Here is a 17,690-nt window from a genome sequence, read left to right on the forward strand (position 1 = left end):
CGAATGCGATTTTCAATTCAAATGCCAGATGGCCGCATTAAGTATGGAAGCAAAACTTACCCAAATGATATACGGAATCTGCAAATAGCCGGCAATAGGTTTGACTTTGATGAAATAGAAGATCATCATCAAAATAGATGCCCAAAGGAAAACGATTTCAACAAGTGCAAGGCCCGGGCTTTCAAAATAGAAAAACAGAAAGCTCCAGCAGAAATTGAGAAAAAGCTGAATTCCGAATATGATCAGGGCATTGGTGCGAAATTGACTCGCCGGGCTTTGCCAAACAATAAAGAGGCTCACTCCCATAAGGGCATAAAGGGTAGTCCAGACGGGTGCAAAAATCCAGTTCGGTGGATTGAAAGAGGGTTTATTGATTGAGCTGTACCAGGAGTCAATACCGGTAACGGTTGCAAAACCAGAAAGACCTCCGATAGCTAGTGGAATAGCTAAACACAAAATAAAAATCAGTGCCTTTTTCATGTAACTGGAACAGTAATCCGTGTTGATTAATTCAAAACTTAGTCTGGAAGTTAGGAGTTAAAGAAGTTTGAAAGTTCGGAACCCGAGGTGAACTTTTTGACTTTTCAACTCCCAAACGTTTAAACTCCAATACTCTCACTTTTCGGCTTAAAAACTCCACTTCAGCCTGAAAAAGAACCCATTGCCGAGCAATTCCATTTTGTCATTTTGTTCCATGTAGAAGGATTGTCCCACCAGAATTGCTTCGAGGTCTTCGCGGAGACTCACAGAGATATTTGGACTGATAAAGGCCAGGTTCATCCCAAAACCGTACATGCCGGCTAGTGAAACATTCCATAAAGGTGAAATAGGGTATGAGGCGGTTAAAAATGTAGCGTCTTTACTAGGGAAAAGTGTTTTGGCTGTCAGATTACCGAAAGCTCCTATTAAAGCCAGGTCTCCGGAATCTCCAAGATTGATCGGCTCGCTCAAACCATTTGAGCTGTGAAGGTAAGCTCCGTTAAGGTAAAGACTATTGGCAAAGGAATAATCAAATGTAGCTGTTGCAACAAACACATTTTGCTGCTGAATAGCTTCTTTTGTAGGCATAAAATAGGTGGCCTCTCCTTTAAAACCCACATTGCCAAGACTGCCCGCCCAGCCAACTCCAGCAGCGACATCTTGTATGTATTTTCCTGCGATCAGTTGGACATCATATCCGGCGGTATTGAACTGAAATTTGCCGGCGTAGGTACTAAATCCGAGAGCATCACGATTTATCGCAAAGTCAAAACTACTCATTCCGTTTGGCAAATAGTACTGGGCTCTGATGGCGTCGGTCCCGGGTCTTTCCTCATAATCAAAGTCTATGAAATTATAAGTGTTGAAAAGGTCATTCGGGTTCCAGGCTAATGTCCTGCCCCAGTTGATGCGTTGCCGGCCAATGGTAACTTCCAGATTGTTTTTGACATAATTGAGGTTTAGGCGATCAATAGTACTATGAAGTACAAAAGGGTCTTTATTGACTAAAACCCATGACATGTCAATTAAACCAGTATCAAAATCAAGATTGCTTCCATATCCGGGAATAGAAGCTACCTGATCTCCGAAAATTATGCGGTTTCGCCATCCGACGGACGCGGTCAGGTTGTCGCTAATATATGCTTTGATATTTATGCGATTATGAACAAGGTTGTCAATTCCTATTTCATTCAGATCCACAAAGTTTACCGTCTGCATATTTTTGAGATAGCCATTGATCTGCACCACCTCTTTGAAGCTGCGTTTGGTCTGCAGGCTGTCCTGAGCCGCAGCCAAGCTGGCAACATTTAGTAGCAATATGAGTATGTAGAGTTTTTTCATTTTTTCTTAAGACACAAGATTTAAGACCTAAGACGCAAGACTTTTTTGGTAGACGGGAGAATGGGGAACGGAACAAGGAGAAAGGCCATCCGGTCAGTGCCGAACTTCTAACCTCCGGCATCGGACATCAGACATCCAACACCCAACTTCCAACATCAACCTTCCACCCGCTCATCTGAAACGATCTTGCCGTCTTCCAGAGTGATGATCCGCTTTGCCCGGTCTATTACCCGCTGATCGTGCGTACTGAAAATAAAAGTAACTCCCTCTTCCTGATTCAGCTCGGCCATGATATCCAATAAGTTTTCAGTCGATTTTGAATCAAGGTTTGCCGTAGGTTCATCTGCCAGAATAAATTTGGGTTTCGGGGCCAGAGCTCTGGCTACAGCAACACGCTGTTGCTGCCCGCCGGAGAGCTTACCAGGCCTGTTTTTCATGCGATCGCCAAGACCAATTTTAGTCAACAATTCCTTGGTTCTGGCTGTTCTTTCTTCAGCTGGTCGTTTTTGGAGAAGCATGGTAAATTCCACGTTCTCTTCTGCGGTCAATACCGGAATCAGGTTGTAAGCCTGAAAAACGAAGCCGATGTTTCGAAGTCTGAAATCGATCAACTGATTCGGAGATAATTCTGACATGTTTTCACCGTCAACCATAATTTGTCCTTTGGAGGGTTGGTCAAGACCACCGATCATGTTCAGCAAGGTGGTTTTACCGGAACCTGATGGCCCGACAATAGCGGCGAATTCTCCTTTTTCAAAACTCAGGTCTACACCGTTAACGGCTTTGATTTCCTGATCGCCATCCTGAAAATGACGGTGGAGGTTTTGTATTTCTATTACTTTCATTTCTTTTTAAGATTATAAGATGTAAGACTTAAGACAAAAGACTTTTACTGGAAAATGGAAGATGGAGAACGGAACAAGGAGAATGATCTCTAACATCCTGCTTCTAACCTCTAACCTCTGATTTCACACTTCGTACTTCCCACTCCCCTTATCAAACTTTTCGAATGGCCTTCGCCGGGTCAAGTCTGATGGCTTTAATGATCGGGAAAATGGCGGCTAAAAAGGTGACGATGAGCACCATGATTCCGATTTTGACAAATTGATCTGGCAATAATGCCGGATAAACCACAGAACTAAAGCCCATCATCTCCAGGCCACTTTCCATTCCTTTCAGAACTATGCCGGTCTTTCCGGTAATGAGAATGGTAATGAAGGCAAGGAGCATACCCAAGGGAGCCCCGACCAGTGAAAGGAAAAGTGTTTCCAGCATGATCATGACAAAAAGTTTTGCCTTGTTAAGACCAATGGCCATTAACATTCCTATTTCCCTAACACGATCCATAATTGACATCAACATAGTATTGACAATACCAAAGGCGAGAGCCAACATGATAATGCCGATGATGACCTGCATACTGCTGTCAAAAGAATCAATGGCGTATTCCATCAAGGGGTCAAGTTCACGCCAGTTTTCAACTTTTGAAGTACTATTTACCGTTTGGAGTTCGCTTTGCAAAGCTTCCATTTGACGATCGTCTTTTAGTAAAACGGCAATCTCTTGAGGTTGACCATTGGACTTTAACAGAGGGTCAAGGTCTTTTTTCTGGACAAAGGCATTCATCTCATCATAGGCTGAGTTGCCACTTTTAAAAATCCCGACTATTCGGAAGGATGCCGAAACCAGTTCTCCCTGAGTATCGGTGAAAGTGATGACCAGCTTTTTCCTAAGTCCAAGCTTCAGTTTATCTGCTGTTTTCTGGCTTACTAAAATCTGATTTCTTCCTCTGGGTAAAAAGTAATCTCCTTCCACCACTTTTTCATTTAAAGCAGTCGTTTGATTCTCTGCGGTGGTATCAACTCCGGAGACGCGGATGCCTGAGCTGGAGCGGGAAGAAGCGACCATTGCGTTGACTACCAAACGGGAGGAGTAAGCCTCTACATTTTCATCTTTATCCAGAATTTCTTCGTATTGCTCGGCATCCTGAATGACATGTTTTGACATATATTCCTGCCTGAATTTCTCATTATGGATTTGCAAATGAGAGCTTTCATTGGCAATCAGACTTTCGATTCGGCTATCGTACATTCCCCACGAAAAACCCGTAAGAAATACCCCGGCCCACAGGCCAAGCATGATAGCGATGATGATAATTAGGCTTCTGGTTCTATTTCTCCAGATATTTCGCCAGGCGATTTTGAGGAGCATGTTGCTGTATTTTTAATGTTTACAATGGTCGGAAGTCTGAAGTTTGAGGTCAGAGGTTTTCCGCACGTTATTGATTATTTAGGTGTCTTTTTGAAAGCAATCATCATATTCATAAGTGAGAAAGCTTTGCTATAATATTTTTGAAAATCTCCCTCGGAGAAATATTTCCTTCTATTTCCTTTATGAAGACATGTGACTACCTCCGCCAACGACCGAATGGAATAACCAAGAAACTTATGAAACTCTTTTGTGGATTGAAGCATTGCACCTTCTGAGATGTTTAGTGCGATAGAATCTCCTGCTCTCCTGATTTGAGATTGCAAATTGTAAACTTCATTCTTAGGGAAGTCTTCGGATAGCCCATGAATTTCCTCTCCAAAATCCATGGCAAATTGCCAAATAGTTAATTTCTCAAATTTGAATTTTGCTTCCATTTGAATTCAGTATTCATTTTTCAAAATTACCTCAAACCTCAAACCTCAAACCTCAAACCTCAAACCTCAAACCTCACAAAATCACCCCCTCAACCCCTCCAACGGCTCCATCTTCAAAAGTTTAATCATCGGATAAATAGATAGGACAATTGACATAATAGCTACTACCCAGGTTTGGGAACTGATGAGAGCCGGGTCTGTGACGGCGGTAATGACCGGCTCGAAACCGACTTGCTCGTAGGCCTTGCCGGCTCCGCCTTCCAGTTTTACCGGAGAATTATGAAGCCAGCTGGTGATAGGTATGCTCAATAGGCTCCCGAAGATGGCTCCGATTGCGGTCATGATAATGCATTCGACCATTAAGGTGAGCGAAAGCATTTTGTTTTTCATGCCGATGGCCACCAGCATGCTGAATTCTCGTTTGCGTTCCTGAATCATCATAAGGAGCGTTCCGTAAATCACAAAACCGATAATCATATAAAGTACATAAAGCATGATTTTGCCAGACTCCCGGTCGCCCTCAATGCTATTGACGAGTTCAGGCATAAGCTCTTCCCAGTTTTTGACTTCATTGTCCGTTTCGCCAATGGCAAGTTGGAGCTCACTTTGAACTTCTTTCATGTCTTTGCGGCTTTTGAGATTGACAGCGACGGTGGTGGCCATCTCCTGAGCAGAAAATAGTCTTTGCGAAGCTTTCAGCGGTATATAAACCATATTGTCGTTCAATTGGGGAGCACCAAATTCAAGAATAGCAGCAACCGGATATTTGCCAACAGCCGTGGATGCATGATAGCCGGCACCGTAAAAAACAACCGTGTCTCCGGGACTCACTTTCAGGTATTTCGCCAGACCTTTTCCAAGCATGAGCTCTTCAGAGTCGGCCGTGAAATATTTTCCTTCTAGTACTCTCTTTTTAAGCCCTGTCAACTCATCTTCGAGCTGAGGGTCAGAGCCGGTAATCATAACTCCTTTGCTGACTTCCTCCGAGGATGCCAGAGCAAAGCTTTCAATTCGGGGAGAGTATGAAGTGATCTCGGGTATTGAAGTTATTTTTTGCTCGAGATCAGAATCAAAAATCAGGGAGTTGTCAATTGTTTTTTCATCTGAAAAGGCGGGGTTTTGAACCTGTAAAAAACCGCTGTAATAGCTCACCATGTTTTGAATCTGACGTTCATAAACGCCCTCCTGAACCGATCGCATGATGATAGCCAGAAACACTGCAAATAGTGTAGCGGCAATCATAATCGACGTCCTCACTCTGTTTCTCCAGAGATTCCGCCAGGCCATGGTGATGATGAGTTTTAGGTTTTGCATGTGTTTGAACTTTTTTCGTTAAGCTGCAACTAATGGGTAAAGACGGAAGACGGAAGACGGAAGACGGATGACGGAAGACCGATGTTTACACCTGTCATCTGTCACCGGTCATCGGTCAAAATCACTTCACCCTCTTCATATTCTGGACCGTGAAAAACGAAGGTGTAATGTTGGCGTTGAAATCTATTTTTTCCATGATCATAACGGTCTTGTTGCCGGGCTCTTCGGCAGGGATAATCTCCATTCTGCTGGCGAGGGTACGACCTCCCAAGTTTTTTATGCCCCCGGCCTGCATGGTGTTAACCAGATACTCGTCTTCGTCGTAGTACTCGGCTTTCATGTAGATATAGTCTTTCTGATCTACCCAGCTAATGACCTTCCCCCATACTACGGCGGCGTTTGGTTTTGGTGTCATTTCTATTTTCCAGCATTTTCGGCCACCAACAGTTTCTTCTCCGAGCATTTTGGGGGTAAAATCATCCTTGTTAGAAGTTTCTTTTACCAGATCATCGTTGGTTAAATCGGAGCCCATCCAGCTTTGAGCCAGCATGCTTGGAGGCATTTTGATCGTTCTTTCAATGCTCGGTAGCCAGTTCCAGAGTTCACGGTTTCTTTTTAGAAAAACGGTTCCTTTGTCTTTGGCCGGGGCTGTAAGGTAGGAGAGGGAATACTCTGTGCCCAGGCTCCATGATTTCATTTTCATTTCCCGCTTCCATGTCGGCCTGACAATTTGTACTGTGACTTCGGAGTAGTTTTTATCACCCTTCATTTTGTCATCGGCTTTTTGAATTATTGTAGAGGCACTTTGGCCAAAACTGCTGATGATGAACAGAAAACTAAGTGCTGTTAGCAAGCCAAGCCGTAAGGTGATCGACTGATAACGAGAGGTATTTTTTAGCTTTTTCATTGATCTTTTGATTTTATATTTTGATCCAGTTTATATCTTTTCTTGAGAGCCCGGGCTACATTTTCCAGATGACTGTCGTCTTCGGTAGTCAGGTATTGCACGGCCATACCATCCATTGCTGCTGCCAGAATTAAGAGTTCAGTTTCAGGGTCTTCAACTCCTATATCCTCCAGTCTTTTCTGATAAATGGGTACCCAGGATTTTATCTTGTTGTCTACAATCTGCTTTATAAAGGGATGACTCTCTTTCTGTAGGCCGAGCGAAGTCATGAGAACATTAAATTCTTTATGTGACTTCATGAACTCGACGGTGAAGTCAATCATTTTGCCGAGCATCTCAAATGAGTTCTCAATAGACATCATCTCGCGATAGGGCTGCTCCATATGCTCCACCATATCTGAAAGGACGGCTTGCAGAAGCTCGTCTTTTGAGTCAAAGTAGTTGTACATTAATCCTTTTGAAATACCGGCTTCTTTGGCAATCATACTGATACTGGTAGAGGCAAATCCTTTCTCCCCAAAAAGGCGTAAAGCGGTATCTAAGATTTTACGCTTACTCTCTTTTCTGATTTTCTCAAATTCTATATCGCTCTTAGGACTCAAATTTTTCTTGATTTAATTTTTTGACTGAACGGTCGGTCAAAGATAGGTGACGAAAGTTTATTTTCCAAATAGGGGTGGAAGATTTAAGATGGAAGACATGAGACAAAGGACTTTTTATCGGAGAAAGGAACACGGAGAAAGGCTACTCGCACAAAGCATCCAATACCTGAAACGTGACCATAAACTTCTAACCTCTAACTTCAAATTTCGGACTTCCAAAATCTTAAACTTCTCAACTTTCAAACTTTCAAACCATCAAAAAACTATCTTTGCCGCATGGCAGAATCCATTGAGCTTAAACCAGGCAAAAAAATCTATTTCGCTTCTGATTTTCATCTTGGAGCACCTGATCACGAACGCAGTTTAGTCCGTGAGCGAAATATTGTGAAGTGGATTGAGAGTATTAAATCCGATGCTCAGGTTCTGTTTCTTATGGGCGATTTGTTCGATTTTTGGTTTGAGTACAAATCCGTTGTGCCAAAGGGCAATACCCGACTATTAGGAAAGCTTGCAGAACTTAGTGACGAGGGGGTTGAACTGTATATTTTCCCGGGTAATCATGATTTCTGGGTGATGGATTACTTTACCCAAGAGTTGAACGCCAAAATCATCCATGAACCACAGGAATTCCTATTGAACAATCAATCGTTTTATATCGGGCACGGCGATGGCCTCGGCCCGGGTGATACTTCGTACAAATTATTGAAAAAGCTACTGTTTGCGAATCCTGTTTGCCAATGGCTTTTTCGCTATGTTTTGCCCCCTGATGTAGGTCAATTCCTCGGTAACCTTTGGGCACGAAATTCATATAAAAAGAATCGAAAGGAAGACTTAACCTTCGAGGAAATTGATATTAAAGAGGAGTTTATCTATCAGTATATTCTGGAAAAAGAGGCAAAAGGTCAAAAACACGACTATTATGTCTTCGGTCACCGGCATATTGCTATTGACGTGAAGGTCAATGATACCGCCCGATACATCAATCTGGGAGATTGGATACGCTTTAATTCGTATGCCGTTTTTGACGGGGAAAACCTGGAATTGATTGTTCAGAACTGAGGGCTTTCAGAGCTCGTTCTCGATCTCCTGTTTGGCCGAGAAATAGCCTTTCAAAACCGTAAAAGTAGTAATGGCCAGGAAGAAGATAATGATCCAGTGGACATAATTGATAATCCATGGGAAACGGTCGCCGAGGTAGTAACCGCCAATCACAAGAATACCCACCCAAAGGCCACCGCCAACAATATTATAGATACTGAAATTGACCAGTTTCATTTTTACCAAACCAGCCAGAATAGGAGCAAAAGTGCGAATCACTGGTAGAAAACGGGCAATGATCAAAGTGCGGCTACCGTATTTTTCAAAATACTTTTTGGTGCGTTTGATATGTTTCTTTTTGAAGAAAAGGTTCTCTTTTTTGTTTTCCAGAGCTTCCCCGAAAAAATAGCCCGACAGGTACCCGGTATACGAGCCCAGGACTGCGGCCGCAAAAATAGCCATCAACAACAGATAGATATTCACTTTGAGTAAGCCTAAGCCACAGAAAACTCCCGAAAGAAAAAGCAGATAATCGCCGGGCAGAAAGAAGCCGAAAAACAGGCCATTTTCAATATAGACAATGAGCACAATAGCGATCAAACCACCCGTTTGGATAATCTCTTCAGAGTTCATGATGTACTGAAAAAAATCGGTGATTTGCTCCATTCAGCTACTGCTTGAATCGTAAAATTAAAGGGATAAGTGAGAAATGAAAATGATATTGATCAAAATACCATTACACGGCTCGCTTTTTAAAACTACGCTTCAAATTCGGAAAGCTCCAGCCATCTCAGTTCCTTCTCTTCCAGTGATTCTTTGAGTTCTTCAAGCTCCTGACCGAGAGCGTTTAGCTTCTCAAAATCCGTTTCACCGCCATTCATCAAGTCAATGATTTCGGTTTTGCGGTCTTCAAGATCAGCCATATCTTTTTCCAGCTGTTCAAATTCTCTTTTCTCTTTATAACTAAGCTTTACCTTCTCTTTTTTGATTTCAGGTTTTGGTTCTTCGGCTTTGGCGGCCTTTTTCTCCTGCTCTTTTTCTTTCTCCTGTTCGTCTTTCCAGAGTCTGTATTGAGTGTAATTGCCGGGGAAGTCCTTGATATAGCCATTGCCTTCAAAAGCAAAAACATGGTCCACGATCTTATCCATAAAGTAGCGATCGTGACTTACTACCATCACGCAGCCGCCATAGTTTTCCAGAAACTCTTCGAGTACGTTAAGTGTCTCAATGTCCAGGTCGTTCGTGGGCTCATCCAGAATCAGGAAATTGGGACTTTGTACCAGAATCTTCATCAGCTGCAGCCTGCGTTTCTCACCGCCGGAGAGCTTATGGATATAATTATGCTGCACTTTGGGCGGGAACAAAAACATGCTCAGAAAAGCCGAAGCCGATAAATCGCGGCCATCTCCAAGTTTCACATGATCAGCATATTCGCGAATAGCATCAATCACCTTCTGATCTTCATCAAAGGCCAGTCCGTCCTGGGAGTAATATCCGATTTTGACCGTTTCGCCTTTAATAACTTTTCCGGAGTCGGGTTTCACGCTGTCAATGACAATATCCAGCAGGGTTGATTTCCCCATTCCGTTTTTACCCACTACACCGATTTTATCACCGCGTTTAAACGTGTAGGAGAAATGCTCAATCAGCCTTTTATCGGCATAACTTTTACTGATATCCTGAATCTCTACTATCTTTTTACCCAGGCGTTCGGTGCGAACATTCAGTTCCAATTTATCTTCTTTACGGTAGCCTTGGGTCTTTTCTTTCAAGTCGTGAAAGGCATCAATACGGTACTGGGCCTTTGTGGTACGGGCTTTAGGCTGTCGCCGCATCCATTCCAGTTCTTTTTTCAGACGCTGCCGGTTCTTCTCATTGGTGCTGGCTTCCACTTCCTCCTGCTCCTCCTTTTTCTGCAGATAGTAGGCGTAATTACCAATGTACTTATGAATATCATTGGCCCGAAGCTCCAGAATGCGGTTACATACTTTATCGAGAAAATAGCGATCGTGTGTTACCAGAAATAGCGTCACGTTGGATGACGAAAGGTAACCTTCGAGCCATTCGATGGTTTCTAAATCCAGGTGGTTGGTAGGCTCATCCAGAATGATGAAATCGGGCTGATCAATGAGTACTTTGGCCAGAGCCACGCGTTTTTTCTGCCCGCCGGAAAGCTCACTGACATTTTTCTCAAAATCATGAATGCCCAGCTTGCCCAGAATCTGCTTCACCTTGGCTTCATAATCCCAGGCGTTCAGACTGTCAAGCGTTTCTATACACTCTGACAGTAAATCCTGATTATTGGATTCCACGGCCTTCTCGTAGTTTTTAATGGCCTGAGTGATGTCATTTTCGGCGTAGAAAATGGTTTCCAAAACCGTCTGATTTTCCGGAAAATCAGGGTCCTGCTCCAGATAACCTACACGGATGTCATTGCGGATGGTGATTTCACCGCCATCGGTCTCGGTGAGGCCGGCGGCAATGTTAAGTAAGGTGGTTTTGCCGGAGCCATTGGCTCCAATGAGGGCCACTTTTTCGCCTTGTAAAATCCCGAAGGTAATTCCCTTAAAAAGCCACCGCTCGCCGAGGTCGCGACCAATATTCTCTGCCGACAAATAATTCATGCGGCAAATTTAGGAGGGAAAAGGAAAGGATAGCGTTTTTGTGGGAGAAAGAATGGGGGGAGATTAACGGTTCATGTATGAGCAGTAGTGGATTTTATACGACTACTTTTCGGATTACAAGATACTTTTAACAAAATGAAAAAACGGTTCAAGTTAGCACTCAAACCGCTATTGCTTATACACATTGTTGTGTGCCATTATTATTGCATTTTTGTTTACCGCCCGTAAGTTTCTTTCAAAAAGTCCTCAACTGAAACAGGCTCTCGTCCCAATATATTAGCTAAATCCTGAGTTGGGTGATCAAAATATCCACCTCTTACCTGAGCTGCAAATCCGAGGTTAGCTTGAATGTACATTTCAGGGATACCCGCTTCTTTACTTTGTTGTTCGTAGGTTTCAGGATTAATTGGATTGTATTCCAGATTTTTACCCGTCAATTCGGATAGTATTTCCATAACTTCATTGAAACCTACTGAAGCAGTACTTCCAAATTCATACGTCTTATGATCATGTTCATTTTTGGATAATACTTTGGCTGAGCCAATAGCCATATCTTGTCTTGTAGCAAATGAAAGCTTTCCGTTACCCATTGGCATTGCATATCCTTCAGTTAAAACCTTCTCTCCTAATATCATTGGTAAGGATTCCATGTAAGGTGCATTGCGAAGTATGCTATAGTTTAAACCGGATTGTTTAATAGCTTCTTCGGTTAAGGCGTGCATATCAGCAGCTCCTTCAGGATTATTCTTACCTAGTGACTTTTCACCTTGTGTACTTGTATATACTATACTTTGAACGTTGCTATTTACTGCTGCATCAATAACATTTTTATGAACTGTAAAATCTTGTGCTGCTTCATGAGTAGATACAAAGAAAAGGGTTTTAATACCATTGAAAGCTTTTAGCAAGGACTCCTTATTGGCATATTCACCAATTCTTACTTCAACCCCCAATGCGGCAATCTCCTTAGTTTTGTCACTTACTTTACGAGCTAAAACTGCTATTTCGGATGCTGACTTTTCTTTTAATAGTTCTATTAAGGTCAAATAACCTAAATGACCTGTTGCTCCTGTTATTAGTATCATGATTTTATATAATTTTAAGTGGATTGTTATTTATTCGGAATCTCACAACCTGTTTCATCGCATGTATATGCGGATGGACTTTTGCTGATTAAAGGTTTATAAGGGCCATCATCTTCTAAAATTCCTGAGAGCGTCTCTTTAAATACCTCTTTAGGTTGTGCCCCAGATAGTGAGTATTTTTTATTAATTACAAAATACGGTACGCCACGTAGGCCATTATTAATACCTTCTTGAATTTCCGATTTGATTTCAGCTCTATATTGGTCGCTTTTCAACATGGCTAAAGTTTCTTCTTTTGAGATACCAAATTCTTCACCTAATTCTGTCAACACATTTGGGTCTGCTATATTTTTAGCCTCCAAATAGGAAGCTTCAAAAAGCCGCTTTGCCATTGCTTTGCCATGGCCTCTTTGTTTGACCATATAAGCCAAACGGTGTGCATCCATGGTATTGACCATTATCACAAAGTCCATGTGTAGTTCCACATTGGCACTACTAGCCATATCCTCGATGTATTTTGACTTTTTTCTCGCTTCCTCTAAACTGAAACCGCTTTGCTTAGCGATTTCCTTTACGGTAAAAGCTCCTTGCAGTGTCGGGTTTGACTGAAAGCTCTTGTATACCACTGTGGCATTGATACCTAAATCAGCAATCGCATTATCAAGGTTTGCTTCCCCTATATAGCACCACGGACATAGGTAATCTGACCATACTTCTACAAGTACTGTGTTATCTTCATTTATTGCTATTTCTGTTATTTTGTTTTCTGTGATCATCATTTCTTGATTTTGATTATTGGACTGTCCTGTTACCTTAAATATTGCAATTGTTACAATTGCTACGATGCAAGTCGTCGATAGAAATGCTGCTCTTACCTTCCTTTCGACACCAGATTTTGTACGCTTCATTTTACCTGTTTAATTATTAATTACACACCAAAATTAGACAGGTGTTGATTTATGTACAAGTGTTAACTTACCTTTGCACAAAACTTTAAGAAATGATTGAGTCATTTTGTTGCTTAATCAACATTTTAAAGAAATCTGTTGAATAATACCGCTGAGAAAACACAATGAAAAATGGACAGAAGAGTTAAAAAATCGAGACAGGCTTTATTTGATGCTTTTACGAAATTGATGGTTGAATATCCTTTTCAAAAGTTATCTATTGCGATGGTCACAAAAGAAGCTGATGTAAATAGAGGTACATTTTACCTTCATTTTAAGGATAAATTTGAGTTACGAGAACAATGCATTGATATGCATCTTAACCAACTCATGACCAGTTGCACAGGTGGAAGTAAAGAAGAGTTTACGTCTAAAAAAGCCATGCTGACCACCTTTGATTATTTGAATGCTAATGCTGCTTTTTATAAAGTGATGCTTACCGGAGAGGATAATACTTTCTTTCGGAAAAGAATGGAAGAAATTCTAAAAATAGGTTTAAGTGATTTTATTGAAAGTAAGCCCATCAACAATCCTATTGATAAAGAAATTATGATGCAGGCTACAATTTCAGCTGGTGCGGGTTTAATTGAGTGGTGGCTCACAAAGCGAAATGATCTTGAACCAATATATTTAGTTGATCGCTTTTGGGATATTATTAATGTTGAGCGGTAGTTTTTAATGGTACACAACGTGCGAGTTAATATCATGCTTTTTTGGGCGGTCTTGTGTAATTATCTTCAGGATGCTGAGCACATTAACCGTATTTTAAAAGCAATATAACTTTTAAGAGCTCACCTCACCAAAATAAAAGCATTCTGCACGCTAGGCTAATTTTGGTACAACATGCTAGGCTAATTTTCATTATAAATTTCACCTCACCCCGCCAAAATAAAATCCGCACCTTCAGCTAATCCTTTGGAAAGAAAGAGTCCTTTAATCTCCTGATAAACATCTCTTTTGGCAATAAGACTAACAAAATAGAAATCCTTGTTTTCTAGAGCTTTTGATAGGGGAATGAAGTTCACATCTTCCGGTTTTCGGGTAAAGACATCGGTATGGGCTGCAATCCTAATGCCTTTTGCCTGAAGCCTATTTGCCTTAAGCTGTATATTTTTACTCGCTCCGCAAATGACGAGTTCACGATTTTGGGTAACATCATTTAGATACTTGGCTAAATATCGATACCGTACTTTTTGAAACGCTGCTTCGCGGTAGTGTTGATGTGTCCGGGTAAGTCGGTTGGGGTGGTCGTTCCAGGTGAGTAAAGGCTCTGCTATTTTAGCGATTTGTTCTCCCTGATCCATCCAGCGGAGGTAGAGTTCATAATCTTCGGGTGTGTCTGAGGTGTCCACCAGCCCATAGTTCTCAATCAATTCCCGACGAAAAAGGATGGTGGGGTTCGCTACGGGACTTTCATAAAACTGAGCAAGAAAATGCTCTTCAGGGCTAATGATGGCATTCTGCCATTCCACAAAATGCCCGAAACCTTCCGAGGCTTTGATGGTGGAAGAAAAGGTTGTTTGCGTCGCTACAGCCGCTAAAGATGGGTTTTCCAAAAGGTACTTCACCTGTTTCTCTAATTTCTCGGGTTCAGCGATATCATCACCATCCATCCGGGCGATGAATGGATTGTTTCCGGCCTGAATACCTGTATTGAAAGCAAAAGCTACACCCTGCCGTGGTTCATGAAGAAATTCTACACGTGAATCTTCTTTTGCAAATTTTTCAGCGATTTCCAGACTGGCCGCGTCTGCATTGTTGGCCACCAAAATCAAACGGAAATTCCGATACGTTTGATCAAGAATTGAGGCAATGGCCCGATCTAAAGTTTCACCGTTTTGATAAAAAGGCAGGATGATATCTACTGAAGGCCCTTTCAAGCTTTTGAATAAATAATGATTTCCATCGGGTAGGGGCTTTTCTTAGAAGCCTCAAAGCGTTTAATCTTTTCCACCTTAAAAGCAAGATGTTCGAATTCAGGAAAAAAGGTATCACCCTCAAAATCCTTCAAAACTTTAGTGAGGTAAAGCGTTGTACATTTTGGCAGTGCTGCCTCAAAAACACCTTCACCACCAATGACAAAGACCTCATCTTCATTTTTACAAAGCTCCAGAGCTTCTTCCAGCGATTTAACATGAGCGAAATTGTCTTCCAGTTCCAGATCGTCCTGACTGCTTAAAACGAAGTTGCCCGCCTCAGAGGAAACACGGTGTTTATCTTCATAACTTTTACGACCCATGATCATCTTTTTGCCCTTGGTCACTTTTTCGAGATGTTCCCAGTCGGCAGGAATGGGCTCCGGCCAGGGCAAAGAACCTTTAAAACCGATAGCCCGGTTTTGGCTCATGGCGGCGATGATGGAAATTTTAGGTTTTTCAATCATTCCGCAAAAGTCGCAATTTTAGCTTTCCGCAAAACTTCAGGTATCCCAAAAGCTTCAACATAAAGATGAGCCTGAGGCCTTACCTGACGCATCAGCTTATTCAGCACTTTACGAATGGCTTTTGATTTATCACCACTGATAAAATCATTTTCCAGAAACCAACCCTTGTCTTCATAAATGGCATGCAGACTGAAAATCTGAAGCATAATTCGAAGAGCTTCTTTCTCTTTGCTTTCAGGAAGAGAATTGAGTTTTTTGACAAATTCTTCAAATATAAAAGCTTCTACCCAGGCTTTGGCCAGACTGACCATGTGCGTTTGTGTACGTAGGAAAATCTCAGGCGGAGCTAGTTTTTTGCCGATAAAGCTTCTCATCCTATCAGAAAGACTAAACAAAAGTTTTTGCGATCTGAAAGTCATGGCTGACTGCATGAAATCAATACTGAGGAGGTGTTCCGCATTGGTGTTTCGGGTGTTTACCGGGTTCAGAGTAAGCACAGAGCTACTCATTCTTTGGAGCACATGACGGGCTACAGCCATAAAGCCACCGTCGTTAAATTCTTGTTTCAGGTCAGTGAGCAAAGCTTTCGCCACCAATTGCAAAAGCACGTGATTATCACCCTCAAAAGTGGTAAAGATATCTGTATCGGCCTTCAGATCTGCGAACTCGTTTTCGGCCAGGTAGCCTTTACCACCGCAGGCCTCGCGGCACTCCTGAATGGTATCCGTGGCGTGCCAACTGGCGTAACTTTTTAGTCCGGCAGCCAGCGTTTCTACTTCCCTCATTTCTTCAGATCCTCCGTAAGCTCCGGCAAATTTTTCGCGAAGCGTTTCCGTGGCGAATGTTAGTCCGTAGCTTTTAGCCATTAACGGGAAAAGTCGCCACTGATGCGTAGGGTAGTCGAGAATCAGGGTTTCCTGATCTTCATTTAAATTGCTGAACTGTCTTCTTTTTAACGAGTACCGGATGGCGATGTCCAACGATTTTTTCGCTGCCGTATTGGAGGCCAAAGCCAAAGAGACTCTTCCGCCCACCAGAGCACCCAGCATGGTAAAAAAGCGTTTCGACTCTTTTTTGATGGAGCTTTGATAGTTGCCGTTTTCGTCAATACCGCCGTATTTGTCCAAAAGGTTTTCCAGAGGAACCGTCACATTATCAAACCAGATACGGCCATTATCCACGCCATTTAGTCCCATTTTGTAGCCATTGTCTTTGACGGTAATGCCGGGTAAGGTTTCATGTTTTTCATCCCGAAGTGGAACCAGCACAGCATGAATGCCCTGATTTTTATTATTGACCATGAGCTGAGCAAAAACAACCGCCATTTTTGAATGGAGTGCATTGCCGATATATTCCTTACCTGCTGCTACCGTAGGCGAATGCACCGTAATGGTTTTATCATCAGGATTATAAACTGCGGTAGTTTCCAGATCACGCACATTGCTTCCGTGACCGGTTTCGGTCATGGCGAAACAACCTGCCAGCTCCAGCGTGCCTGTATCTTTGAGGTATTTGTCGTGGTGTTTTTTGGTACCCAATTGAAAAATAGCTCCACCAAAAAGGCCAAACTGTACTCCAAATTTGATGAGCAAACTGATATTGCCCATAGCCAGTGTTTCAAAAATGGCTGTATTTCCACCGGGTGAATTGGCTCCGCCATATTCTTCTGGATAGGCATAGGCTCCGTAACCTTGCCGGGCCAGTGCTTTGACCTGATCCAGAACAAGATTTCGCATTTCTTCCTTATCCCGAACTTCTTTTGAGATGTCAAAAAAGGAATCCATGATCAGCTTTTTGGCTTTCTCTTTCAATGGAGCGTATGGTCCATCCAAAAGGCTTTGCATTGCCCTCGGGTCAAAGGCCTTTTCTTCCTCGATTTCATGCTCTGCTTCAGGCGAAATACTTTGATAGAAAGAGAGTTTTGAGAGCTGATGACTTACACCCAGAGCAGCTTCCAGTTCTTCAATGGATTTCCGCACTTTCGGAGCATCCCAGATTTCGTTTTTTGCTCCTGAGGAAGTTTTGGCCATCTGAAGACCAAGGTCAACCAATGAAATTTTATCAGAAACTTTCATTTGTGCAGACTGCGATTTTATGGCGTCAAGCCAGCTTTTGAAGGTTTCCTCTGATGGTGGATTCTTCTGGTCTGTCCAGCTGATTAAGGTGTATTGATCATCATATGACAGAAAATCCATGCCTTTGATTTTATCCTGAATGGATTTCATTTCAGACGGGCTCAGTACAGAATCTGACCAGCCAATATAGAAAAGCGGAAGCACCGAAATGATTCCTGGAGAGTATTTCATAGGGTTGAAATCTTTGTT

General features: G+C 42.3%; 17 protein-coding genes. 2 read left to right on the top strand and 15 right to left on the bottom strand.

The annotated features are described in order from the left end of the window. Nucleotides 1-12: 12 nt before the first annotated feature. The 8 genes from AFM12_RS16575 to AFM12_RS16610 form a co-directional block, all read right to left on the bottom strand. A complete protein-coding gene (locus tag AFM12_RS16575; protein WP_055150504.1) occupies nt 13-480 on the bottom strand; it encodes a TspO/MBR family protein in 468 nt (155 codons plus the stop codon). 147 nt (nt 481-627) lie between these two features. Beyond that, nucleotides 628-1,821, bottom strand: coding sequence for a DUF1302 family protein (locus tag AFM12_RS16580; protein ID WP_055150507.1), 1,194 nt, complete (start codon nt 1,819-1,821; stop codon nt 628-630). A gap of 155 nt (nt 1,822-1,976) precedes the next feature. Next, nucleotides 1,977-2,666: an ABC transporter ATP-binding protein gene (locus AFM12_RS16585; RefSeq protein WP_055150510.1), complete on the bottom strand. Its 690-nt coding sequence runs from the start codon at nt 2,664-2,666 to the stop codon at nt 1,977-1,979. 151 nt (nt 2,667-2,817) lie between these two features. Beyond that, nucleotides 2,818-4,032 (bottom strand): ABC transporter permease, encoded by a 1,215-nt coding sequence (locus AFM12_RS16590; RefSeq protein WP_055150513.1) that lies wholly within the window; start codon nt 4,030-4,032, stop codon nt 2,818-2,820. Between the two features lie 74 nt (nt 4,033-4,106). Continuing rightward, the gene (locus AFM12_RS16595; RefSeq protein WP_055150516.1) at nt 4,107-4,466 is read right to left on the bottom strand and encodes a four helix bundle protein; all 360 of its coding nucleotides are present in this window, start codon (nt 4,464-4,466) and stop codon (nt 4,107-4,109) included. 81 nt (nt 4,467-4,547) lie between these two features. Continuing rightward, complete coding sequence (locus AFM12_RS16600) at nt 4,548-5,780, bottom strand: ABC transporter permease (protein WP_055150519.1); 1,233 nt, start codon at nt 5,778-5,780, stop codon at nt 4,548-4,550. A 121-nt stretch (nt 5,781-5,901) separates the two neighbouring features. Further along, complete coding sequence (locus AFM12_RS16605) at nt 5,902-6,687, bottom strand: outer membrane lipoprotein-sorting protein (RefSeq protein WP_082391392.1); 786 nt, start codon at nt 6,685-6,687, stop codon at nt 5,902-5,904. Then, the gene (locus tag AFM12_RS16610; RefSeq protein ID WP_055150522.1) at nt 6,684-7,289 is read right to left on the bottom strand and encodes a TetR/AcrR family transcriptional regulator; all 606 of its coding nucleotides are present in this window, start codon (nt 7,287-7,289) and stop codon (nt 6,684-6,686) included. Before AFM12_RS16610 ends, AFM12_RS16605 begins: the two co-directional genes overlap by 4 nt. A 276-nt stretch (nt 7,290-7,565) precedes the next feature. On the opposite strand from AFM12_RS16610, the gene AFM12_RS16615 reads away from it, so the two are divergent. After that, nucleotides 7,566-8,348 carry a UDP-2,3-diacylglucosamine diphosphatase gene (locus AFM12_RS16615; protein WP_172678819.1) on the top strand — a complete coding sequence of 261 codons (783 nt, stop codon included), beginning with the start codon at nt 7,566-7,568 and terminating at the stop codon, nt 8,346-8,348. A 6-nt stretch (nt 8,349-8,354) separates the two neighbouring features. Here the strand turns inward: AFM12_RS16615 and AFM12_RS16620 are convergent, their stop codons facing one another. The 4 genes from AFM12_RS16620 to AFM12_RS16635 form a co-directional block, all read right to left on the bottom strand. Further along, nucleotides 8,355-8,993 carry a DedA family protein gene (locus AFM12_RS16620; RefSeq protein ID WP_055150525.1) on the bottom strand — a complete coding sequence of 213 codons (639 nt, stop codon included), beginning with the start codon at nt 8,991-8,993 and terminating at the stop codon, nt 8,355-8,357. Nucleotides 8,994-9,085: 92 nt separating this feature from the next. Next, on the bottom strand, nt 9,086-10,951 hold the full coding sequence (locus AFM12_RS16625; protein WP_055150528.1) for an ABC-F family ATP-binding cassette domain-containing protein: 1,866 nt from the start codon (nt 10,949-10,951) through the stop codon (nt 9,086-9,088). Between the two features lie 215 nt (nt 10,952-11,166). Further along, entirely contained in the window at nt 11,167-12,036 is an 870-nt protein-coding gene (locus AFM12_RS16630) for an NmrA family NAD(P)-binding protein (RefSeq protein ID WP_055150531.1), read from the bottom strand. A 26-nt stretch (nt 12,037-12,062) separates the two neighbouring features. Then, nucleotides 12,063-12,944, bottom strand: coding sequence for a DsbA family oxidoreductase (locus AFM12_RS16635; protein WP_055150534.1), 882 nt, complete (start codon nt 12,942-12,944; stop codon nt 12,063-12,065). Nucleotides 12,945-13,115: 171 nt separating this feature from the next. On the opposite strand from AFM12_RS16635, the gene AFM12_RS16640 reads away from it, so the two are divergent. Continuing rightward, entirely contained in the window at nt 13,116-13,655 is a 540-nt protein-coding gene (locus AFM12_RS16640; protein WP_055150537.1) for a TetR/AcrR family transcriptional regulator, read from the top strand. A 203-nt stretch (nt 13,656-13,858) separates the two neighbouring features. Here the strand turns inward: AFM12_RS16640 and AFM12_RS16645 are convergent, their stop codons facing one another. From AFM12_RS16645 to AFM12_RS16655, 3 genes are read right to left on the bottom strand one after another with little or no spacing between them, the layout of a single operon-like run. Continuing rightward, nucleotides 13,859-14,863: a glycosyltransferase family 2 protein gene (locus tag AFM12_RS16645; RefSeq protein ID WP_055150540.1), complete on the bottom strand. Its 1,005-nt coding sequence runs from the start codon at nt 14,861-14,863 to the stop codon at nt 13,859-13,861. After that, nucleotides 14,860-15,366, bottom strand: coding sequence for a dihydrofolate reductase (locus tag AFM12_RS16650; protein WP_229308527.1), 507 nt, complete (start codon nt 15,364-15,366; stop codon nt 14,860-14,862). The genes AFM12_RS16645 and AFM12_RS16650 overlap by 4 nt, the downstream gene beginning before the upstream one ends. Next, entirely contained in the window at nt 15,363-17,672 is a 2,310-nt protein-coding gene (locus tag AFM12_RS16655; RefSeq protein ID WP_055150543.1) for an acyl-CoA dehydrogenase family protein, read from the bottom strand. Before AFM12_RS16655 ends, AFM12_RS16650 begins: the two co-directional genes overlap by 4 nt. Between the last annotated feature and the right edge of the window lie 18 nt (nt 17,673-17,690).

Origin of the sequence: Jiulongibacter sediminis, from assembly GCF_001306455.1 — a bacterium.
GTDB lineage: Bacteria > Bacteroidota > Bacteroidia > Cytophagales > Spirosomataceae > Jiulongibacter > Jiulongibacter sediminis.

Excerpts from the sequence above, each read along its gene's own strand:
- AFM12_RS16575 (WP_055150504.1), bottom strand. The coding sequence starts at position 480 with ATGAAAAAGGCACTGATTTTTATTTTGTGTTTAGCTATTCCACTAGCT.
- AFM12_RS16580 (WP_055150507.1), bottom strand. The coding sequence starts at position 1,821 with ATGAAAAAACTCTACATACTCATATTGCTACTAAATGTTGCCAGCTTG.
- AFM12_RS16585 (WP_055150510.1), bottom strand. The coding sequence starts at position 2,666 with ATGAAAGTAATAGAAATACAAAACCTCCACCGTCATTTTCAGGATGGC.
- AFM12_RS16590 (WP_055150513.1), bottom strand. The coding sequence starts at position 4,032 with ATGCTCCTCAAAATCGCCTGGCGAAATATCTGGAGAAATAGAACCAGA.
- AFM12_RS16595 (WP_055150516.1), bottom strand. The coding sequence starts at position 4,466 with ATGGAAGCAAAATTCAAATTTGAGAAATTAACTATTTGGCAATTTGCC.
- AFM12_RS16600 (WP_055150519.1), bottom strand. The coding sequence starts at position 5,780 with ATGCAAAACCTAAAACTCATCATCACCATGGCCTGGCGGAATCTCTGG.
- AFM12_RS16605 (WP_082391392.1), bottom strand. The coding sequence starts at position 6,687 with ATGAAAAAGCTAAAAAATACCTCTCGTTATCAGTCGATCACCTTACGG.
- AFM12_RS16615 (WP_172678819.1), top strand. The coding sequence starts at position 7,566 with ATGGCAGAATCCATTGAGCTTAAACCAGGCAAAAAAATCTATTTCGCT.
- AFM12_RS16620 (WP_055150525.1), bottom strand. The coding sequence starts at position 8,993 with ATGGAGCAAATCACCGATTTTTTTCAGTACATCATGAACTCTGAAGAG.
- AFM12_RS16625 (WP_055150528.1), bottom strand. The coding sequence starts at position 10,951 with ATGAATTATTTGTCGGCAGAGAATATTGGTCGCGACCTCGGCGAGCGG.
- AFM12_RS16630 (WP_055150531.1), bottom strand. The coding sequence starts at position 12,036 with ATGATACTAATAACAGGAGCAACAGGTCATTTAGGTTATTTGACCTTA.
- AFM12_RS16635 (WP_055150534.1), bottom strand. The coding sequence starts at position 12,944 with ATGAAGCGTACAAAATCTGGTGTCGAAAGGAAGGTAAGAGCAGCATTT.
- AFM12_RS16640 (WP_055150537.1), top strand. The coding sequence starts at position 13,116 with ATGGACAGAAGAGTTAAAAAATCGAGACAGGCTTTATTTGATGCTTTT.
- AFM12_RS16650 (WP_229308527.1), bottom strand. The coding sequence starts at position 15,366 with ATGATTGAAAAACCTAAAATTTCCATCATCGCCGCCATGAGCCAAAAC.
- AFM12_RS16655 (WP_055150543.1), bottom strand. The coding sequence starts at position 17,672 with ATGAAATACTCTCCAGGAATCATTTCGGTGCTTCCGCTTTTCTATATT.